The sequence below is a fragment of the Paenibacillus sp. FSL R7-0210 genome (assembly GCF_038009085.1).
Taxonomy (GTDB): Bacteria; Bacillota; Bacilli; order Paenibacillales; family Paenibacillaceae; genus Paenibacillus_AQ; species Paenibacillus_AQ silagei.
Genome location: NZ_JBBPAR010000001.1, coordinates 5,897,067 through 5,913,584, shown reverse-complemented (window position 1 = coordinate 5,913,584; position 16,518 = coordinate 5,897,067). Strand labels below are relative to the sequence as shown.

Annotated in this window: 14 protein-coding genes, 1 tRNA gene and 2 riboswitches; of the genes, 13 read left to right on the top strand and 2 right to left on the bottom strand. The window is 53.1% G+C overall.

The window, feature by feature from the left end; translation table 11 throughout:
- Window positions 1-89: 89 nt before the first annotated feature.
- Window positions 90-320: riboswitch (cobalamin riboswitch) on the bottom strand.
- Window positions 321-659: 339 nt separating this feature from the next.
- From MKY64_RS24970 to MKY64_RS24955, 4 genes are all read left to right on the top strand, one after another.
- Window positions 660-968, top strand: a complete 309-nt coding sequence (locus tag MKY64_RS24970; RefSeq protein WP_340956464.1) for an MTH1187 family thiamine-binding protein — start codon at window positions 660-662, stop codon at window positions 966-968.
- A gap of 48 nt (window positions 969-1,016) precedes the next feature.
- Window positions 1,017-1,796 (top strand): sugar phosphate isomerase/epimerase family protein, encoded by a 780-nt coding sequence (locus MKY64_RS24965; protein WP_340956462.1) that lies wholly within the window; start codon window positions 1,017-1,019, stop codon window positions 1,794-1,796.
- A gap of 87 nt (window positions 1,797-1,883) precedes the next feature.
- Window positions 1,884-1,955 (top strand) — tRNA-Thr (locus MKY64_RS24960).
- A 156-nt stretch (window positions 1,956-2,111) separates the two neighbouring features.
- Window positions 2,112-3,260, top strand: a complete 1,149-nt coding sequence (locus tag MKY64_RS24955) for a hypothetical protein (protein WP_340956460.1) — start codon at window positions 2,112-2,114, stop codon at window positions 3,258-3,260.
- Here the strand turns inward: MKY64_RS24955 and MKY64_RS24950 are convergent.
- A complete protein-coding gene (locus MKY64_RS24950; RefSeq protein WP_340956458.1) occupies window positions 3,239-3,991 on the bottom strand; it encodes a YukJ family protein in 753 nt (250 codons plus the stop codon). The genes MKY64_RS24955 and MKY64_RS24950 overlap by 22 nt on opposite strands.
- A gap of 97 nt (window positions 3,992-4,088) precedes the next feature.
- On the opposite strand from MKY64_RS24950, the gene MKY64_RS24945 reads away from it, so the two are divergent.
- Window positions 4,089-4,511 (top strand): ASCH domain-containing protein, encoded by a 423-nt coding sequence (locus MKY64_RS24945; RefSeq protein WP_036732659.1) that lies wholly within the window; start codon window positions 4,089-4,091, stop codon window positions 4,509-4,511.
- Between the two features lie 362 nt (window positions 4,512-4,873).
- On the opposite strand, the gene MKY64_RS24940 is transcribed toward MKY64_RS24945, so the two are convergent.
- Window positions 4,874-5,239 (bottom strand): hypothetical protein, encoded by a 366-nt coding sequence (locus MKY64_RS24940; RefSeq protein ID WP_051478700.1) that lies wholly within the window; start codon window positions 5,237-5,239, stop codon window positions 4,874-4,876.
- A gap of 749 nt (window positions 5,240-5,988) precedes the next feature.
- Window positions 5,989-6,081: riboswitch (cyclic di-GMP riboswitch) on the top strand.
- An 81-nt stretch (window positions 6,082-6,162) separates the two neighbouring features.
- Here MKY64_RS24940 and MKY64_RS24935 point away from each other — a divergent pair.
- The 8 genes from MKY64_RS24935 (at window position 6,163) to MKY64_RS24900 (ending at window position 16,502) form a co-directional block, all read left to right on the top strand.
- The gene (locus MKY64_RS24935) at window positions 6,163-9,324 is read left to right on the top strand and encodes a choice-of-anchor A family protein (RefSeq protein ID WP_340956455.1); all 3,162 of its coding nucleotides are present in this window, start codon (window positions 6,163-6,165) and stop codon (window positions 9,322-9,324) included.
- Between the two features lie 485 nt (window positions 9,325-9,809).
- The gene (locus tag MKY64_RS24930) at window positions 9,810-10,775 is read left to right on the top strand and encodes an alpha/beta hydrolase (RefSeq protein WP_340958164.1); all 966 of its coding nucleotides are present in this window, start codon (window positions 9,810-9,812) and stop codon (window positions 10,773-10,775) included.
- A 496-nt stretch (window positions 10,776-11,271) separates the two neighbouring features.
- On the top strand, window positions 11,272-12,807 hold the full coding sequence (locus tag MKY64_RS24925) for an HD-GYP domain-containing protein (RefSeq protein WP_340956452.1): 1,536 nt from the start codon (window positions 11,272-11,274) through the stop codon (window positions 12,805-12,807).
- Between the two features lie 204 nt (window positions 12,808-13,011).
- Entirely contained in the window at window positions 13,012-13,401 is a 390-nt protein-coding gene (locus tag MKY64_RS24920) for a NusG domain II-containing protein (protein ID WP_036700638.1), read from the top strand.
- Entirely contained in the window at window positions 13,385-13,948 is a 564-nt protein-coding gene (locus tag MKY64_RS24915) for a Gx transporter family protein (protein WP_036700635.1), read from the top strand. The genes MKY64_RS24920 and MKY64_RS24915 overlap by 17 nt, the downstream gene beginning before the upstream one ends.
- A gap of 19 nt (window positions 13,949-13,967) precedes the next feature.
- A complete protein-coding gene (locus tag MKY64_RS24910) occupies window positions 13,968-14,834 on the top strand; it encodes an ATP-binding cassette domain-containing protein (RefSeq protein WP_340956449.1) in 867 nt (288 codons plus the stop codon).
- Entirely contained in the window at window positions 14,810-15,718 is a 909-nt protein-coding gene (locus tag MKY64_RS24905; protein ID WP_340956446.1) for an energy-coupling factor transporter ATPase, read from the top strand. The genes MKY64_RS24910 and MKY64_RS24905 overlap by 25 nt, the downstream gene beginning before the upstream one ends.
- Window positions 15,705-16,502 (top strand): energy-coupling factor transporter transmembrane component T family protein, encoded by a 798-nt coding sequence (locus MKY64_RS24900; RefSeq protein ID WP_340956444.1) that lies wholly within the window; start codon window positions 15,705-15,707, stop codon window positions 16,500-16,502. The genes MKY64_RS24905 and MKY64_RS24900 overlap by 14 nt, the downstream gene beginning before the upstream one ends.
- Window positions 16,503-16,518: the final 16 nt, after the last annotated feature.

Here is a 16,518-nt window from a genome sequence, read left to right as displayed (position 1 = left end):
TCGGCAGCCTCTGGCCCGATTGACGGAAGGCTAACTCTGCTATTGCAGGCCGCATACGGACACCTTCCCTGTTCCTCGCAGGAGTCTAAGCGGTGCCACCGAAACAGGCAGGTCTCCTGGCTTCCGGCAACTCCTCCGGCGCCTTCCCGGGGGGCTTATTCCGCCCCTTAGTGGCAATTAGCCGGAGAATGCGGCCCTGGGCATCGCACCCTGGGAGCATCCGGTTACAGTGGCGGGACCGCAGCGGTTTTGCACCGCGCTTCCCTATTAAGTCGCACCTCTATTACAAGGGGTGAAACACCCGTTTCTACTATATTTTGTTGTTATCTATTAAAGCTACCGCAATATATTGTGTTTGTAAATGTTTTTTTGCAATCCCGCACGGGGAGCGGGTTCGGCGCTTTTACTCACAGCTGATCCACAGTTAGTCCACAGGTAATCCACAACTTTCCTATGAATCTGCCGTGAATTTTTCATAAAATCTCCGAAAATACGCCACAAAGAATCCATAAATAGAGTGCGTCTAATCCTGGTAATCATTTTGACGGATATTAATAGAATAGAGAGGGTGCAGGTGATTTGTAGCAAGCCTGGCGAAGCGTTACAATAAGAGGATAAGTTAGAGGCAGGCACATCAGATCATTAGGAGGCAGTTCACAATGGCAATTGGCGAAGTGACCGTTATTCCGATTGGGACAGGCAGCACCAGTCTCAGCAGCTATGTGGCCGAGATGCAGCGCGTGCTGGAGACGGTGGAGGGCATTACCTACGAGCTAACTTCTATGGGTACGATTATTGAGGGGCCGGTAGCGCGGATTCTGGCTGCGGTAGAAGCGCTGCACGAGTCGCCGTTCACCGCCGGGGCGCAGAGAGTCTCAACCTCGCTCAAGATCGATGACCGGCGCGACAAGATCTCGACCAGTCGCAGCAAGCTGGAATCCGTGGAGCGCAAGCTACAGGGAGAGTAGCGGGAATACAGTATCTAATCAGAAATGATAATAAGGAGCGGATTATTCATGGCAGAAGCAGCTCAGCAGATCGGAATTCAAATGTATACACTGCGTGACCAGACGGAACGCGATTTCCTCGGCACACTGGCCAAGGTGGCAGAGATGGGGTACCAGGCAGTGGAATTCGCCGGTTATTTCGGTGTATCTGCAGGGGAACTGCGCCGTAAGCTGGATGAACTTGGCCTGGCGGCTCCTTCGGCGCATGTAGGCCTGGACTTCAGCAGTCTGGATAAGATGGAACAGGCATTAGCCAAAGAGATTGAATACGGTGTAGAGCTCGGACTGCAATATATGATCACCCCGTCGGCACCGCTTCCGCCGAACCCTTCCATAGAGGATGTAACGAGAATCATTCCATTCCTGGAGAAGGCTTCCGCGATGGTCCGGGCGGCGGGGATGCAGTACGGCTACCACAACCATGATTATGAATTCAAAGAGGTTGACGGCAAGGCGGTCATCGATATCTGGCTGGAGCAGATTCCTGCCGAGCATATGCTGGCTGAGTTTGATCTGGGATGGGTATACAGGGGGGGAGCCCGGCCCGTTGATTATGTGTCACGGTACGCCGGCCGTGTTCCGCTGGTTCACATGAAGGACTTCGGAGCAGACAATGAGGAGACCGATCTCGGAAAGGGAGAGGTTGATTTCCGGAGCGTCTTCGAGATCGCGGAGCAGAGCGGAATTCTCTATTATATTGTGGAGCAAGAGGCCTATGAGGAGTCCTCCCTTGCAAGCGCTAAGCTCGCACTGGATTATTTCCGCGGGCTGGGGCTGATGCACGGCTGAGGACACAGCAACCAGCGGAAAAAGGGCTTGCGTTTTCCGCTGGAAGAGTTATAATATTTTTTGCTTGGCAGACGCAAACGTCTGTAAGCTGGTGTAGCTCAGGGGTAGAGCAACGCACTCGTAATGCGTAGGCCGGGGGTTCAATTCCCTTCACCAGCATTCTTACAAAGTCGATAGTGGCGCGGGTTTCCGGTTTTTTGGAACTGCGCCTTTTTTCTATGCAAGCATCAACATCTACCATTCTTCTAACCTTTAGTTAAGTAAAGTGGGGAGCTTATGGTTGGATGCTAGGAGGCAAGGAGGCAAGGATCTTATATGGGAAACCGGACATTCCTGAGTGTTACCAGTGCCGATACAGATTTGATTGATTATGAGAATACAGCTTTCGAAACGAATAATTTTCTCGCTCCAATATGGTTTTGTCTAGTCAGCCAAGACCAGTTCCAGCGCTATAGCAGGCAGCTTATGCAAGCTTGGAGCAAGATTCAACCCCATATGGACCAACCGGATGTGGAGGATTTGCCTGAGTGGGAACATTTTTCAGAGGCCTTCCAATGGCAGATTCCATGGGCGGATGCTGCAGAGCAATTGCGCCTGAGTTTACCCGGCACGCTGGCCCATTTCCCAGCGCTTTCCACTCCTGTACATGAGTGGCTGGTAACCTTATCGACCCATGTACAGCGTTATTCTTCTGCTGTTATTCATCTGGAGCTTTCGCAATATTTCTCATTCACGGGCGATCCTGCCCTGTATCTAAAAGACATTCAAGAATACGTTACCCTCTGGCAGTCGCCGCATCCCTCGCAGGAGAAGGTCTGGCAGGGAGCAGCCGATAACTTTTATATGCTGAATGGGGAGCATTTGCCTAGGAGGGAACGAACGGCAGCTCAACCGGAGCAAGCTACCGATATTCAACCAGCACAGTCCATTCCTCCAGTATCCGGGAAGCGCCAGTCCAAATGGAGGCAGGAGCTCTACATCTGGTTGCTTGCGATTCTATCCGCAGCCCTCTTTTTTGCCGTCTATATCAAGACCTCCAGTGGTTGGTTGGCGGTGCTCTGCTTCTTCATCCCCTCCCTGTGTATCGTTTTGTGGAAAATAGTTATCGGTCGTAAACAAACCTCCCGCCATCAGCTGGAAGCCGCTAGGACCTCGAAGAGGAACAGTCTCCCCTCTTATCCTGTGCTAAGGATTGAGTATTTCGACGGGCGTTCACCTATTGGGGTGGATGGCATGGAAATTGGTCCTTCGGAGGATAAAGCGTTACCGGATATTATCCCCTGGCTGCAAATCCTGCAAGCAAAGGTGCTTTCATCTCATGAGGTCGAGCTCATTGTTTCTGCTAACCAATCATCAGTCTCTACCTTACAACTTCATTTGAGGCTGGATGAACAGTTGGATGCCAAGGATATCGTATCAGCGGTTAATGCGATGGTGCTGGCTCATGACAAAGCATTGGTATGATTACATTCACTAACCGGCTTGGTGGCATCTCCCTGGTCGTTAGTGCACCAGGATTGGGACTGGAAGGCCAGGAAGATAGCCACCCATCTGTGTTCATTCTCGAAATGAATAAGGACGCCGCCGTCTTGCCATGTGCCATTTTCTCTGGCGTACCCGCCCGCATTGCCTTGGTTCATATGAATATTATGAACGCCCTGCCCAGGGGAGAAGCCGAAGTACTTATCGGGCTTATCCTCTTCTGGTCCCCAAGGCTCGCCGAATACGTACAGGGTTGCATCCTGTTGCTGTGCCTCCTTGAGATAAGAGGTGATTTTATCATAAAGATTGTTGCGGGGATCGCTGTTTTCGGGTTCATTCCGGTTCGTATTAGGCAGAGCTACCATCTTACTGGGAATCACCAGGTTTCCCCTGATATAATCAAGGGCAAGGCTCCGGTTATGCCTGGTGATCTTCGTGAAGCCGGATTCAAGCGTGAGCCAACGGGCCGTTTCTTCCGCTTTGAAATGTTCGCCCACATAATAAAGCACCTGATTTGCGGTGTCCTCCGGTAAATGTTCCGCTTTTGCGCTTGATCTGATATTGATAGCCACCCTGTACTTTTTATTAATATCACCTTCAACCTCAACCAGTACCTGGACATGATTATTTTTGACACCTAGCTTATATATGGTATTCTCATTGGATAATTTGCATTTTAATACCCCGTACCCTTGATCTAATCCGTTACCCATAGTTCGTCAGTCCCCCTTCTTAGCTATTAATGTTTCCCATAGAAGGCCATAGTCATTCTGAGTAAAAAGGTGTTCAACAGAGGAGGCAAGCTGCATTATGAAATGCCTAACCATTCGCCAGCCGTGGGCCACGTTAATTGCGCTGGGAGAAAAACAAATCGAAACCCGGACCTGGCGGACCGCCCAGCGGGGAGAGTTAGCCATTCATGCCGGGATGCAGGTGAATAAGGCGATCTGCCGGACGGAGCCGTATCAGTCGTTGCTGGCACGTTACGGTTACACTGCGGACAACCTGCCAACCGGCAAGATCATTGCAGTCAGCCGCATTGCGGATTGCTGTGAGGTGACGCCGGAGCTTGCGCAGCAAGGCTGGCCGGGCGGCAATGAATATGTATTCGGCAATTATGCCGAAGGAAGGTATGCCTGGATGCTGGAGGAGGTTGTTCCGCTGGTACATCCCATACCTGCTAAGGGACGTCTGGGTTTCTGGGAATATCCTGTGCTGGAAGAGGAATTGTGAATTTCTTGACGGCAATGTGAAGAAAAATTGCTCCAGATTGGCTGTCAGCTGGTATAATTGGGATATTCGGCGGGAAATCTTCCTATATATAAGGAGAGTTGTGCTCTGAGGCGGTCTACCGCTGGAGAGGGGCAGAAATGCCGGGAAGGAGCGTATGCATAATAGATGGGAAGCCTTCTAATTGCATGGCTTTGTATGCTTTGTTTGTTTCTTGCGTTCAGGGATCAGGTAAGCCGGAGAATCCTGTACCCGGTAGCTGTGGTGGTGATATGCGGCACATTGGGGTATTGGACGTTGTTAATGTAGCCGCATCCGGGCGATCATTTAATGCAGAAGTCTGCCGCTTGCGGCAGGCTTCTTTGTTAGCGCTGCTCCATCTTCTCCATACCCAGATATCTGCGCATATGCAGAGTGGCCTGGGCGGCAATCACATCATCCAGCAGCAGCATCCGTTCGTGATAGCCCCTGCAGACAAATTTGGCTTCAACACCCGTCTCCAGCCGCTGCTGCTCATAGACCTTCAGACCACGTGCGCGCATTCCGGCACGGACCTCCCGCAGATCGGCAGAAGCGGCATGAGCGGCCGACTGGATTACCTCCAGATAAGGTGCAGGCGTGCGCAGCTCAGAGGCTATAGCAGAAGCATCGCGCTCGAAGGCGGATAGAATAAGCGGCAGCAAAATATAAGATTTGACCAGCAGGTTGTCCTGGCTCTCTGCTCTTTGCATCCTTCTCAACCCCTCGAAGAGAACGTATATTCGCATTGTAACTCATCCTTCAAAAAATAATCAATGGGTTTTATAAATTAACTCAAATAATGTGATATATTTCACAAAAAAATAAGATGAATTATTTTATATTAAAATTGAAATATTAAAGATTGAAAAATAAATCAGCTCAAAGGAGAATGGCAATGAGTCGTGAAGGAAGCCTCCGCCGTGGTTTGGTATTCGGGATCATTCTAAGTGTTCCGCTCTGGGTATCGATGATTGGCTGGGTTCAGCTGTTCGGGTCTGCCTAGGCGACATTTTATTCAAAATATATGAAGTCTATTAGCAGGTGTCGTCCCTATGGGCGGCACTTTTTTTTCGAGCTGAGGTGCCTGTAAATAGGTAAAATTGCATTGAACAGGAGCAGACAATGAGTAGGAGGGGTCTGAAGGCGATAAAATAGGACAAATGCATCAAATTTAAATAATATAAATTGATATTATTATAGGTAAGAGAGATAAACGGCTACAGCCAATCCTCTGATTTCTCGACTTTTTTCGTCAGCATATAAAAAAAGATTCGCCCCTGAAGCCTTATGATAAAAGGGTTAAATGAGGAATCTTCGCAAAAATAATTTCAAAAAATATACTGGGAATGGATTGACAACAGGGTGGGGGAGCGGATAAACTGAAATTAGTACAAAAGTAACAAATGTCATAGACTCAACAATGATCTTACATAAGCAAATCTTAATTGCATACCGAAATCATGTACAAACGCAAACCGTATCGAAAGAACGGGACGCAAAGTCAGGAATCTACTGTCTCTAAAGTTGAGGCTAGGGTCGTCCGGCCGCCGTGAAGCTAACCCTTCGTGGCGGTCTTTTTGTTGTTATAGTCGCGTGACAGATTCATAGAATAGTAACTAGGAGGTGTGGACTATTGAAGAAAAGAGTACGTAAAACAGCTGCCATCCTTATGGCAGGCCTATTGACCCTATCCAGTGCCTTTACGTGGGGGACGGATGTTAGAGCAGCTTCAGGGGTGCCGTATACGCCAACACCGGTTTTGGGGGTTGCAGGGAATTTTAATGCTTTTATCCTCGGGGATTTTAAACAAGCCAATGACCAGATTGAAGGCCGCCTGGCAGCGGCGGGGAACATTACCCTCTCCGGAGGATACGGAGTAGCCAGGGCATACAGGGATGCTTCGCCGACGGATGTACTTGTGGCCGGTAAGAATTTTGTACATTTAGGCAGTGGAGAGATCTATGGAAATGTGGTATTTGGGGATAGCTTTACAGCCAATGAGCCTGGTGTCAACATCAAAGGCGGGAAGAAAAATGCCAGCCCGATTGATTTTGCAGCCGAGCAGCAAGCTCTGATCTCCCGATCCACAGAGTATGGGGCCTTGGCCGACACGAATGAGATTGGCGATAATCATTATGGACAGCTCAAGATAAGTGCACCGGATCGTTTCAATGTAGTTCATTTGGATGCCTCGACACTGGCGAAGACCAACTATATCGAATTCAACATTGCACAGAACGCTACGCTGATTATTAATATAAGCGGGTCTACAGTCAATGTGCCGAGCTTTTCAATGAATAACGGCAGAGCCAGTCAGGTATTGTTCAACTTTTACGAAGCTTCTGAGGTGAATATCGCTTATACCTCATTCTTCGGGACGATCCTCGCACCTAGAGCGGATGTTCATTATGCCGGAGCAGAGCTGTACGGAACCCTGATTGCAAAATCTTTTAGCGGCGGGGTAGAGATGCACCTGGGATTGTACGAGGGAGAGGGGCCGCCGCCGAGTCCGACGCCGACCGCAACGCCGACACCTAGTCCATCACCGACACCAACGCCGACAGTGAAACCAACACCAACGGTAACGCCAACACCGACTGTGAAACCAACACCAACGGTAACGCCAACACCTACAGTGAAGCCAACACCGACGGTAACGCCAACACCTACAGTGAAGCCAACACCGACGGTAACGCCTACACCTACAGTGAAGCCAACACCGACCATAAAACCGTCACCTACACCTGTGTGCACTCCAACTCCAAAGCCAACACCGACTGTAAAACCGACACCAACGCCGACCGTGAAGCCGACACCAACGCCGACCGTGAAGCCAACACCAACGCCGACCGTGAAGCCAACACCAACGCCGACCGTGAAGCCGACACCAACGCCGACCGTGAAGCCAACACCAACGCCGACCGTGAAGCCAACACCAACACCGACCGTGAAGCCAACACCAACACCGACCGTGAAGCCGACACCGACCGTGAAGCCAACACCAACGCCGACCGTGAAGCCGACACCAACGCCGACTGTGAAGCCGACACCAACGCCGACCGTGAAGCCGACACCAACGCCGACTGTGAAGCCAACACCAACGCCGACTGTGAAGCCGACACCAACGCCGACTGTGAAGCCGACACCAACGCCAACGGTGAAGCCAACACCGACGCCGACCGTGAAGCCAACACCAACGCCGACCGTGAAGCCGACACCAACGCCAACGGTGAAGCCAACACCGACACCAACAGCGGTGCCGACGCCAACACCAACGGCAGTTCCGACACCAACGCCAACAGCGGTACCGACACCAACGCCAACAGCAGTACCGACACCAACGCCAACGGCAGAACCGACACCAACGCCAACGGCAGTACCGACACCAACACCAACGGCAGTACCGACACCAACACCAACAGCAGTACCGACACCAACGCCAACGGCAGTACCGACACCAACACCAACAGCAGTACCGACACCAACGCCAACGGCAGTACCGACACCAACGCCAACGGCAGTACCGACACCGACGCCAACAGCGGGACCGACACCAACGCCAACGGCAGAGCCGACACCAACACCAACGGCAGAGCCGACACCAACACCAACGGCAGAGCCGACACCAACGCCAACGGCGGTACCGACACCAACGCCAACGGCAGAACCGACACCAACACCAACGGCAGAGCCAACACCAACACCGACGGTAGAACCAACACCGACACCAACGCCAACGGCAGAGCCGACACCAACACCAACGGCAGAGCCAACACCAACGCCGACAGCGGAACCGACACCAACGCCAACGGCAGAACCGACACCAACACCAACGGTAGAACCAACACCAACGCCGACAGCAGAGCCGACACCAACGCCAACGGCAGAACCGACACCAACGCCAACGGCAGAGCCAACACCAACGCCAACGGCAGAGCCAACACCAACACCGACGGTAGAGCCAACACCGACACCGACGGTAGAGCCGACACCAACACCGACGGTAGAGCCAACACCGACACCGACGGTAGAACCGACACCAACGCCAACGGCAGAGCCAACACCAACACCAACGGCAGAGCCAACACCAACACCGACGGTAGAGCCAACACCGACACCGACGGTAGAACCGACACCAACGCCAACGGCAGAGCCAACACCAACACCGACGGCAGAGCCAACACCAACACCGACGGTAGAGCCAACACCGACACCGACGGTAGAACCGACACCAACGCCGACGGTAGAGCCGACACCAACACCGACGGTAGAGCCGACACCAACGCCGACACCGACACCAGAGCCGACACCAACGCCGACACCGACACCAGAGCCGACACCAACGCCGACACCGACACCGACACCGACACCGACACCGACACCAGATCCAACACCAGTAACAACGCCAGCGCCAACATCGCCGCCGTTCAGTTTCCCTCCAGTGCCTACGCCGACTCCGATTATCGGATTTATCGTGAGCAATGATGTGGTTGTGAATGATGATCCGCTGCCGCTTGGACCTGTAGCAACTCCAATAGCTACAACAGTGCCGACGCCGACACCGGCTGTTGCGGTTGCGCAAATAGCAGCAACACCGGAGCCAACGCCTTCAGCAGAACCGGCACCCGATGTAGTCCTTATTGATGATGAGGTTCCTCTAGGCGGTGTGCCTGTGGATGGAACCTTGCCGAAGACGGGCGAATCCAGTCCTGCGCCTTATTATTTTGCCGGTTTGGCACTCGCTGGTCTGGGCTTGATTCTTAGAAGAACCACCAGAAACAGCAAACGTAAATGAGTGACCGGAACTGAGATTTATATAAACAAACGATGATCCTGTAATTTGACCAGGGCTGCTTTCGGAGAAGATGTTCTCCTGAAAGCAGCTCTTTTTTTTATTGGAAATAAGTGCCCGGATACAGAATGTATGCGAAAAACAACATACAATGTGCCGGTGAGAGAGTCAGCGGACCAAATGTATGCGAAAAACAATATACAATGTGCCGGTGAGAGAGTCAGCGGACCAAATGTATGCGAAAAACAATATACAATGTGCCGATGAGAGAGTCAGCGGATCAAATGTATGTGGAAAACAGCATACATGCAATCTGCTGCGGGAAGGCGAGTGTGCTAAATAGAGTCCACCTGCTTCTTTCAAGAGTCTTGCAGAGTACAATGGAGTTGAAGTTTGCGCCTCAGCCGTATTTTTAGTTGGCCGTACTCCCATGCTATACTAGGCTCAAATTAATATGGTTGCTTACTGAAGGAGGAACGTTGATGTGGATGATATACCTGCTTGTGGTGCTGATCGTGGTGGCCGGAGGGGTGGGGTATGCCGGATTCTATTTTTATGGAGTAGCCATTAAACGGGCCCCTAAGGAATTCCTGGCCAAGACCCCAGACCTTAAGATCGATCCGCCGCCGGTGGCCGGAGCCTCGTGGGGAGAAGGAGCGGAGTGGGTGTCCCGGCAGACCTTCCGTGAGGTAGAGCTGGTCTCTGAGGATGGGCTCAAGCTGCAAGGCTATTATCTGGCGTCAGAGCGTGCTGCCGGACGGACGGTCATTGTTGCCCACGGTTATTCCGGGAAGGCCAAGGATATGGGAGCGACCGCCAAGAACTATTATGAGAACCTGGGGTACAATGTGCTGCTGCCTGATGCCAGGGGACACGGGAAAAGTGAAGGAGATTATATCGGCTTTGGCTGGCCGGAACGACGGGATTATCTGAAATGGATCGGATTCGTTCTGCAGGAGAATGGTCCGGACGCGCAAATCGTACTGCATGGTGTATCTATGGGCGGAGCCACGGTGCTGATGACGTCCGGCGAGGAGCTTCCTCCGCAGGTCAAGGCGATTGTCGCCGATTGCGGTTATACCTCGGTCAAGGCCCAGCTGTCCTATCAGCTGAAGCGGATGTACCATCTGCCGAGCTTCCCGTTTGTGCCGGTGGCCAGTCTGGTGACCCGGATGAAGGCCGGTTATTTCTTCGGGGAGGCGTCTGCGCTGAAGCAGGTTCGCAAGGCCAAGGTGCCGATTCTGTTCATCCACGGGGATGCGGATAAGTTCGTGCCTTATGCAATGATGAATGAGCTGTATGAGGCCTGCCGGAGTCCGAAGGAGCAACTGGTGGTGCATGGAGCGGGGCATGGTCTTGCCTATGATACGGATAAAAGCACATACATCCGCACAGTAGGCGAATTCGTGGAACGTTATGTACACAGTCCGGCTGCCGCTGAATCTATACGGTAAAAAAGTCCGTAGAACGTAGACGCGCCCGATATCCGCTGACAGCGGTTATCGGGCGCTAATTATGTTCCACACATGGGGCCTTTCCCTGAAGAACAGAGAAGCAGCCAGCCATGTCTTATCGGTATATTAATCCCCCGCCGTCTGTGAGCAAGACGGGTGTCGTTATTCCTTGTTATTTCCAGCAGCCGTGTGGCGAGAATAATCCTTCCAATACGACAAAAGCCCTACCTCTCTTTTGTCCTTGCGGCTCCGTGGCCGCGCCAGTGTGAATCGGAATGCTATGTTCGAATTTAGTCTCATAAAAGGGATAAGTACTGCAAGAAAACGTAAGATATTGTGTCCAAACCGCCGATAATATAGAGAAGTGATTCATCGGCCTGACATCTTCTTGATGGGGATAAACATACTCGAAAACAAATATTATTTTATTATAGCATGGTCTTTACATAAATGCAACTGTATATTGGGCTGAGGCCGGACGGGGATGAGGGGACAGATGAGACTATACAGAAGCTTTTTGAGAAATCAGATCCGGAACTATATCTTCGGCTCAGCTGTAGCGGTACTCGCGGTCGGGAGTCTGCTTATGTTATCTTCCCTGGAGATCAGCCGGGTTGAATATTACCGCCTCTTGCTGGTGCTTGCTTGTTCTTTCGTAATAATGGCCTCTATTGAGATTACTGTCTTTCTCAGACAGATCAGGCCCGTACGGGCTGCGCTGGTTCAGGAGAATGCCGCATTGTCTATGCTGGAAGAAGCATATCTGCACACGCACCTGCTGCCCAAACGGGCTATACAGCGGATTATGGGGCCGCATCTGCTCGGCTTATCCGTTCCGGCTCTGCTGCTGTCGGTGTGGATGATCAATTCTGGCTGGGTCACGTTTCCGTACTTCTATCTGATTCTGGCGATGTGCTGCGCAGTGCTTGTGGCTTGTATGCATTCCCTTATTGAATTCTTCCTGACCTGCACCTCCATTATTCCGCTGATCAAGGAATTCAGGAACCGTGCACTGGAGCAGTATGGTGTGGATTTTTCCCTGGAGGGCCATGTGTTCGTGCCGATACGCCCCAAATTCCTGGTAAGCTGTATGCTGATCGGCACCTTCCCGCTGTTCCTGTTTATTATGGCCACGCATATCCGTATGAACGGTGAAGGGGATTCGATAGTTGTCGTCGGACTTCAGAGCTACTGGGCCTGGGCGGGGATGGTGATGCTGATCGGCACGCTGTTCTCCTCCATTGCGGCCTGGCTGCTGACGAACAGCGTACAGCATCCGATCCATGAGCTGTATCAGGCGATGAACCAGGTGAAGGACGGCAATCTGATCCAGGTGCAGGATGAGTACTCCGATGAGTTCTCGAAGCTGGTGGCAGGCTTTAACATGATGGTCCGGGGGCTGCAGGCCCGGGAGCAGCAGAGCCGCCAACTGCTGGACAGCTACTTCTCCACCCTTGCCGTGGCGCTGGACGCCCGCGATTCGTATACGGCAGGACACTCGCTCCGTGTAGCGGAGTATTCGGTAATTATCGGGCAGCTGGCCGGACTGAGGGGGCAGGAGCTGGATGATCTGCGCAGGTCGGCGCTGCTGCATGATATTGGCAAGATCGGGGTCAGAGACAGCATCCTCTTCAAGGAAGGAGCCCTAACAGATGAGGAATTCCTTCAGATTCAGAGTCATACTGTGCTAGGGGAGAATATTCTGCGGCAGATTGAACCAGCGGACAAAATGGCACCCTATCTGGGCGGCGTCCGCTCGCATCATGAGCGTTATGACGGCCGGGGCTACCCGGATGGTCTTGCAGGTATGAATATTCCGTTGCACGGCCGGATTATCGCTGTGGCGGATGCTTATGATGCTATGACGTCGGACCGGCCTTACCGTAAAGGGATGGACCATGAGCGGGCGCTGAATATTCTGGAGCAGGGCAGGGGGAGTCAGTGGGACCCTCAATTCGCCGGACTGTTCCTGGGGTACTTCGGCCGGAATCCGGAAGCCCGTAAGGGTGCTCAGCCCGTCCAAGCCGGGTAATTCTATAAATGATTGCATTATCCTTATATTCCTTGCCGAAGCGGATACTATCCAGTTTATGGAGGATCCGCTTCAGCTTTGCGTGCCTATTTTGTGAACTGACATGGAATTGCGACAATTAACGACTACATTCATTGAAGGATTGAGGGCAGACCGTTATAATTATTAAGTCTGGATTTTAATTAAAAAATAAGGGAGATTTCTATGAAACGCGCAGATGTGCTGCTGATTTCTATCGTTCTGATTGCTGCGCTCGCTTTTCTCGTGCCAAGATGGCTGTCAAACGATGCTGATAAAGGTGGGCCGGGCAAAGAACTCAAGGCCAACATCACGGTAGATGGTAAGTTATTCAAAACGATAACCCTTACCAAAGAAGAGCAGACTATTGAGGTCCGCACCGAACGGGGCTATAACATTCTGAAGGTGCATGACTACGGGGTCGAGATGTTTGATGCGGATTGTCCCGATAAGGTATGTCTTGGCTTCGGATTCATCACGTTGCCCAAGCAGACCATCGTCTGTCTTCCGCACCGGGTATTGGTTGAGATTGCAAGTGCGGCCGGGGAGGATGAAGTAGATGGCTATGTCCAGTAGTGAATCGGCTACAGCTCTGAAGCGGACCGTAATTATCGCTATATTCGCTGCCGTTGCTGTGGTGCTGAGTATTGTGGAGGCGCAGATCCCGCTGGCTGGAGTGGGGCTCATGCCCGGGGCGAAGCTGGGCTTCGCCAATATTATGATTTTGACCTGTATTTACTTTTTGCGCGGACGGGATGTCCTGGTTCTGGTGATCCTGAAGACACTGCTGACCGCCTTCCTGCTCGGTACGCTGTCCAGCCTGCTGTTCAGCCTGTTCGGCTCCCTGTTCAGCTTCATCGTGATGTTCGCGCTGGTGAAGCTTGGCCGCAGAAAGTTCAGTGTCATCGGCATTAGCATTGCAGGCGGATTGGCTCACAATACGGGGCAGCTACTGGCAGCCTCGTTCGTGTTCAATTCAACGAGTATTTTCTATTACCTGCCGGTGCTGCTGATTACCGGTATTATTACGGGCATTGCTGTCGGCTTCGCCGTCCGGTATGTGGTTGACTCGCTATCCAAAATATCCTTGTTTGAAGAGTTCCTGAACGGACCGGGTCACTAGCTGCGGAAGGATGAGTAACATGAATCAAGCGTACAACGATACAAAAGCCGGTGAAAAGCCAGCGGTGATTGCCCTTGAGGGCGTATCCTTCGGCTATGACCCGGAGCATCCGATTCTCCACGATATCAACGTGTCGATCCCGCAGGGCCAATGGGTGAGCATTGTCGGGCCTAACGGCTGCGGCAAATCGACCCTGGTCAAGCTGCTGAATGCGCTGCTTCCGAAGAGTGCAGGCCAGATCTCTGTCTGCGGACATACGCTGCAGGAAGAGACGGTTCAGTCCATCCGGCAATGCATCGGAATGGTCTTCCAGAACCCCGATAACCAGTTCATCGGTCAGACGGTGGAAGAAGATATTCTCTTCGGCCTGGAGGGTCTGTGCTTATCGTACGAAGAGATGAAGGAGCGGCTTGAATTCTATACTGGTAAGCTCGGGATTGGGAATCTGCTGTCGAAGCATCCCGGAGAGTTGTCGGGCGGGCAGAAGCAGCGAGTGGCCATCGCCTCGATTCTCGCCATGAAGCCAGGCATCGTCATCTTCGACGAGGCCTCTTCTATGTTGGACGAAGGCAGCCGCGATGAGCTGATGGGGATTCTGCGGGACATGCAGGCCGCGGGCAGCTACACGATTCTGCTGATTACCCATGATGCCGATGAGATTCTGGCTTCGGACCGGGTGCTTGCGCTGCACGGGGGAAGCATTGCGGCAGATGTATCACCTGCGGAGCTGTTCCGTGATGCGGAGCTGCTGGAGAAGTGTCATTTGCGGGAGCCTTATACTTGGCAGCTAGCCCGTGAACTGGAGAGCCGGGGAATTACGGTGGATGTACCCGCCAGCGAAAAGGAGCTTATAGACACACTATGGCAATACAACTACAGCAAGTAAGCTACACGTATGCCGACCGCAGTATGTGGAAGCAGACGGCGCTGCACGGGATTAATCTGGAGATTGCCGAGGGTTCGCTGACCGGCATTGCCGGAGCCACCGGCTCCGGCAAATCTACACTGCTCCAGCTGTTCAATGGCATTCTTAAGCCGACGGAAGGCACGGTGCAGGTGCTGGATGTAACGATAACTGCTGGGGAGAAATCACCGAGGCTGCTTCCGCTGCGGCGGAGGGTAGGCCTCGTCTTTCAATTCCCGGAGCAGCAGATGTTCGAAGATACGGTGGAGAAGGATCTCTGCTTCGGGCCGCTGAACTTCGGAGTCAGTCTGGAGGAGGCCAAGGCACGGGCCCGCAAGTCGATGACGGACATGGGGCTGGATCTGGCGCTGCTGGAGCGCAATCCCTTCCGGCTCAGCGGAGGACAGATGCGCAAGGCGGCTATCGCTTCCGTGCTGGCAATGGACCCGGACATTGTGGTGCTGGATGAGCCGACAGCCACCCTGGACCCGGTAAGCCGCGCGGAGCTGATCGCGCTGCTGGAGCGGCTGTGCCGCGAGCAGGGCCGGACGATCATCATCGTGACGCACCGGATGGATGAACTGTTGCCGTATGCCGACAACTGGGTGCTGCTTAAGGATGGGGAGCTCGCCTTCCAGGGCAGTGGCGGCGAGCTGGCCGCCGATCCGGCGATTCTGGAGCGCTGCGGACTGCGGGTTCCGCAGTCTCTGCGTTACTGGCAGGCTGCCGCTGAGCGCTTCGGTCTTAGCGGCGAGAAACCGCTCCTTACAGCGGAGGGCCTCGCGGGGCGGCTTGCGGCCTTGCTGGAAGAGCGCCGCACGCTGAATGTCTCCGGCACGGAAGAAATGGGGAATGGCGATGAATGAGCGTCTGCTGCTGGGACGCAGCATTGATACGGGCTCCTGGGTCCATAAGCTGGATGCCCGGTCCAAAATCACCGGGATGCTGCTCTATGTAGCCATCATCCTGCTGTCTACTTCGTGGATATCGATCGGTCTGGTCGCGGTCTTCTCCATCGTGGTGATGGCGACGACCCGCATTCCACTGAAATATTTCATCAAGGCTGCGAAGCCTCTGCGTTATCTGATGCTGTTCATCTTCATCGTACAGGCGCTGTCCGTGAAGGAAGGGGAGGTGCTATGGTCGCTTGGCTCGTTCTCGCTGCATGCGGGCGGCCTGCGGATGGGAGCATTTTCTGTCATCCGCATGCTGTTCCTGCTGACCTTCACCGCGCTGCTGACCTTCACGACAACACCCGCCAAGCTGAATCAGGGACTTGAGGGAGTACTGGCCCCGCTTAAGAAGCTCCGGCTGTCACCGGACCGGATTACGCTGATGATCAGCATCGCGCTCCGCTTCATCCCGACGATTCTGGATGAGGCGCAGATTATCTTGAAGGCGCAGGCCTCGCGCGGAGCGGATCTGAAGGAGCTGCCGCTGAAGGAGAAGGCGCGGATGCTTGTCTCGCTGCTGGTCCCGGTTATCGCCAGTGCGTTCCGGCGCGCCCAGGACCTGATCTATTCCATGGAAGCCCGGGGCTTCCGCATGGATGCGCCGCGCAGCCGGTATCACCGGCTCAGGTGGGGCGCGGCGGATACGCTTTTTGTTGCTATGTTTGTTGTACTGGGAGTTGCAGTTGTATTATTGTAAGACATTTAGGGGGATA

Bases quoted from the DNA above. Each gene is read 5' to 3' on its own strand.
- MKY64_RS24955 (WP_340956460.1), top strand. From the start codon at position 2,112: ATGGGAAACCGGACATTCCTGAGTGTTACCAGTGCCGATACAGATTTG.
- MKY64_RS24900 (WP_340956444.1), top strand. From the start codon at position 15,705: ATGGCGATGAATGAGCGTCTGCTGCTGGGACGCAGCATTGATACGGGC.
- MKY64_RS24945 (WP_036732659.1), top strand. From the start codon at position 4,089: ATGAAATGCCTAACCATTCGCCAGCCGTGGGCCACGTTAATTGCGCTG.
- MKY64_RS24910 (WP_340956449.1), top strand. From the start codon at position 13,968: ATGAATCAAGCGTACAACGATACAAAAGCCGGTGAAAAGCCAGCGGTG.
- MKY64_RS24930 (WP_340958164.1), top strand. From the start codon at position 9,810: ATGATATACCTGCTTGTGGTGCTGATCGTGGTGGCCGGAGGGGTGGGG.
- MKY64_RS24940 (WP_051478700.1), bottom strand. From the start codon at position 5,239: ATGCAAAGAGCAGAGAGCCAGGACAACCTGCTGGTCAAATCTTATATT.
- MKY64_RS24970 (WP_340956464.1), top strand. From the start codon at position 660: ATGGCAATTGGCGAAGTGACCGTTATTCCGATTGGGACAGGCAGCACC.
- MKY64_RS24950 (WP_340956458.1), bottom strand. From the start codon at position 3,991: ATGGGTAACGGATTAGATCAAGGGTACGGGGTATTAAAATGCAAATTA.
- MKY64_RS24915 (WP_036700635.1), top strand. From the start codon at position 13,385: ATGGCTATGTCCAGTAGTGAATCGGCTACAGCTCTGAAGCGGACCGTA.
- MKY64_RS24965 (WP_340956462.1), top strand. From the start codon at position 1,017: ATGGCAGAAGCAGCTCAGCAGATCGGAATTCAAATGTATACACTGCGT.
- MKY64_RS24920 (WP_036700638.1), top strand. From the start codon at position 13,012: ATGAAACGCGCAGATGTGCTGCTGATTTCTATCGTTCTGATTGCTGCG.
- MKY64_RS24905 (WP_340956446.1), top strand. From the start codon at position 14,810: ATGGCAATACAACTACAGCAAGTAAGCTACACGTATGCCGACCGCAGT.
- MKY64_RS24925 (WP_340956452.1), top strand. From the start codon at position 11,272: ATGAGACTATACAGAAGCTTTTTGAGAAATCAGATCCGGAACTATATC.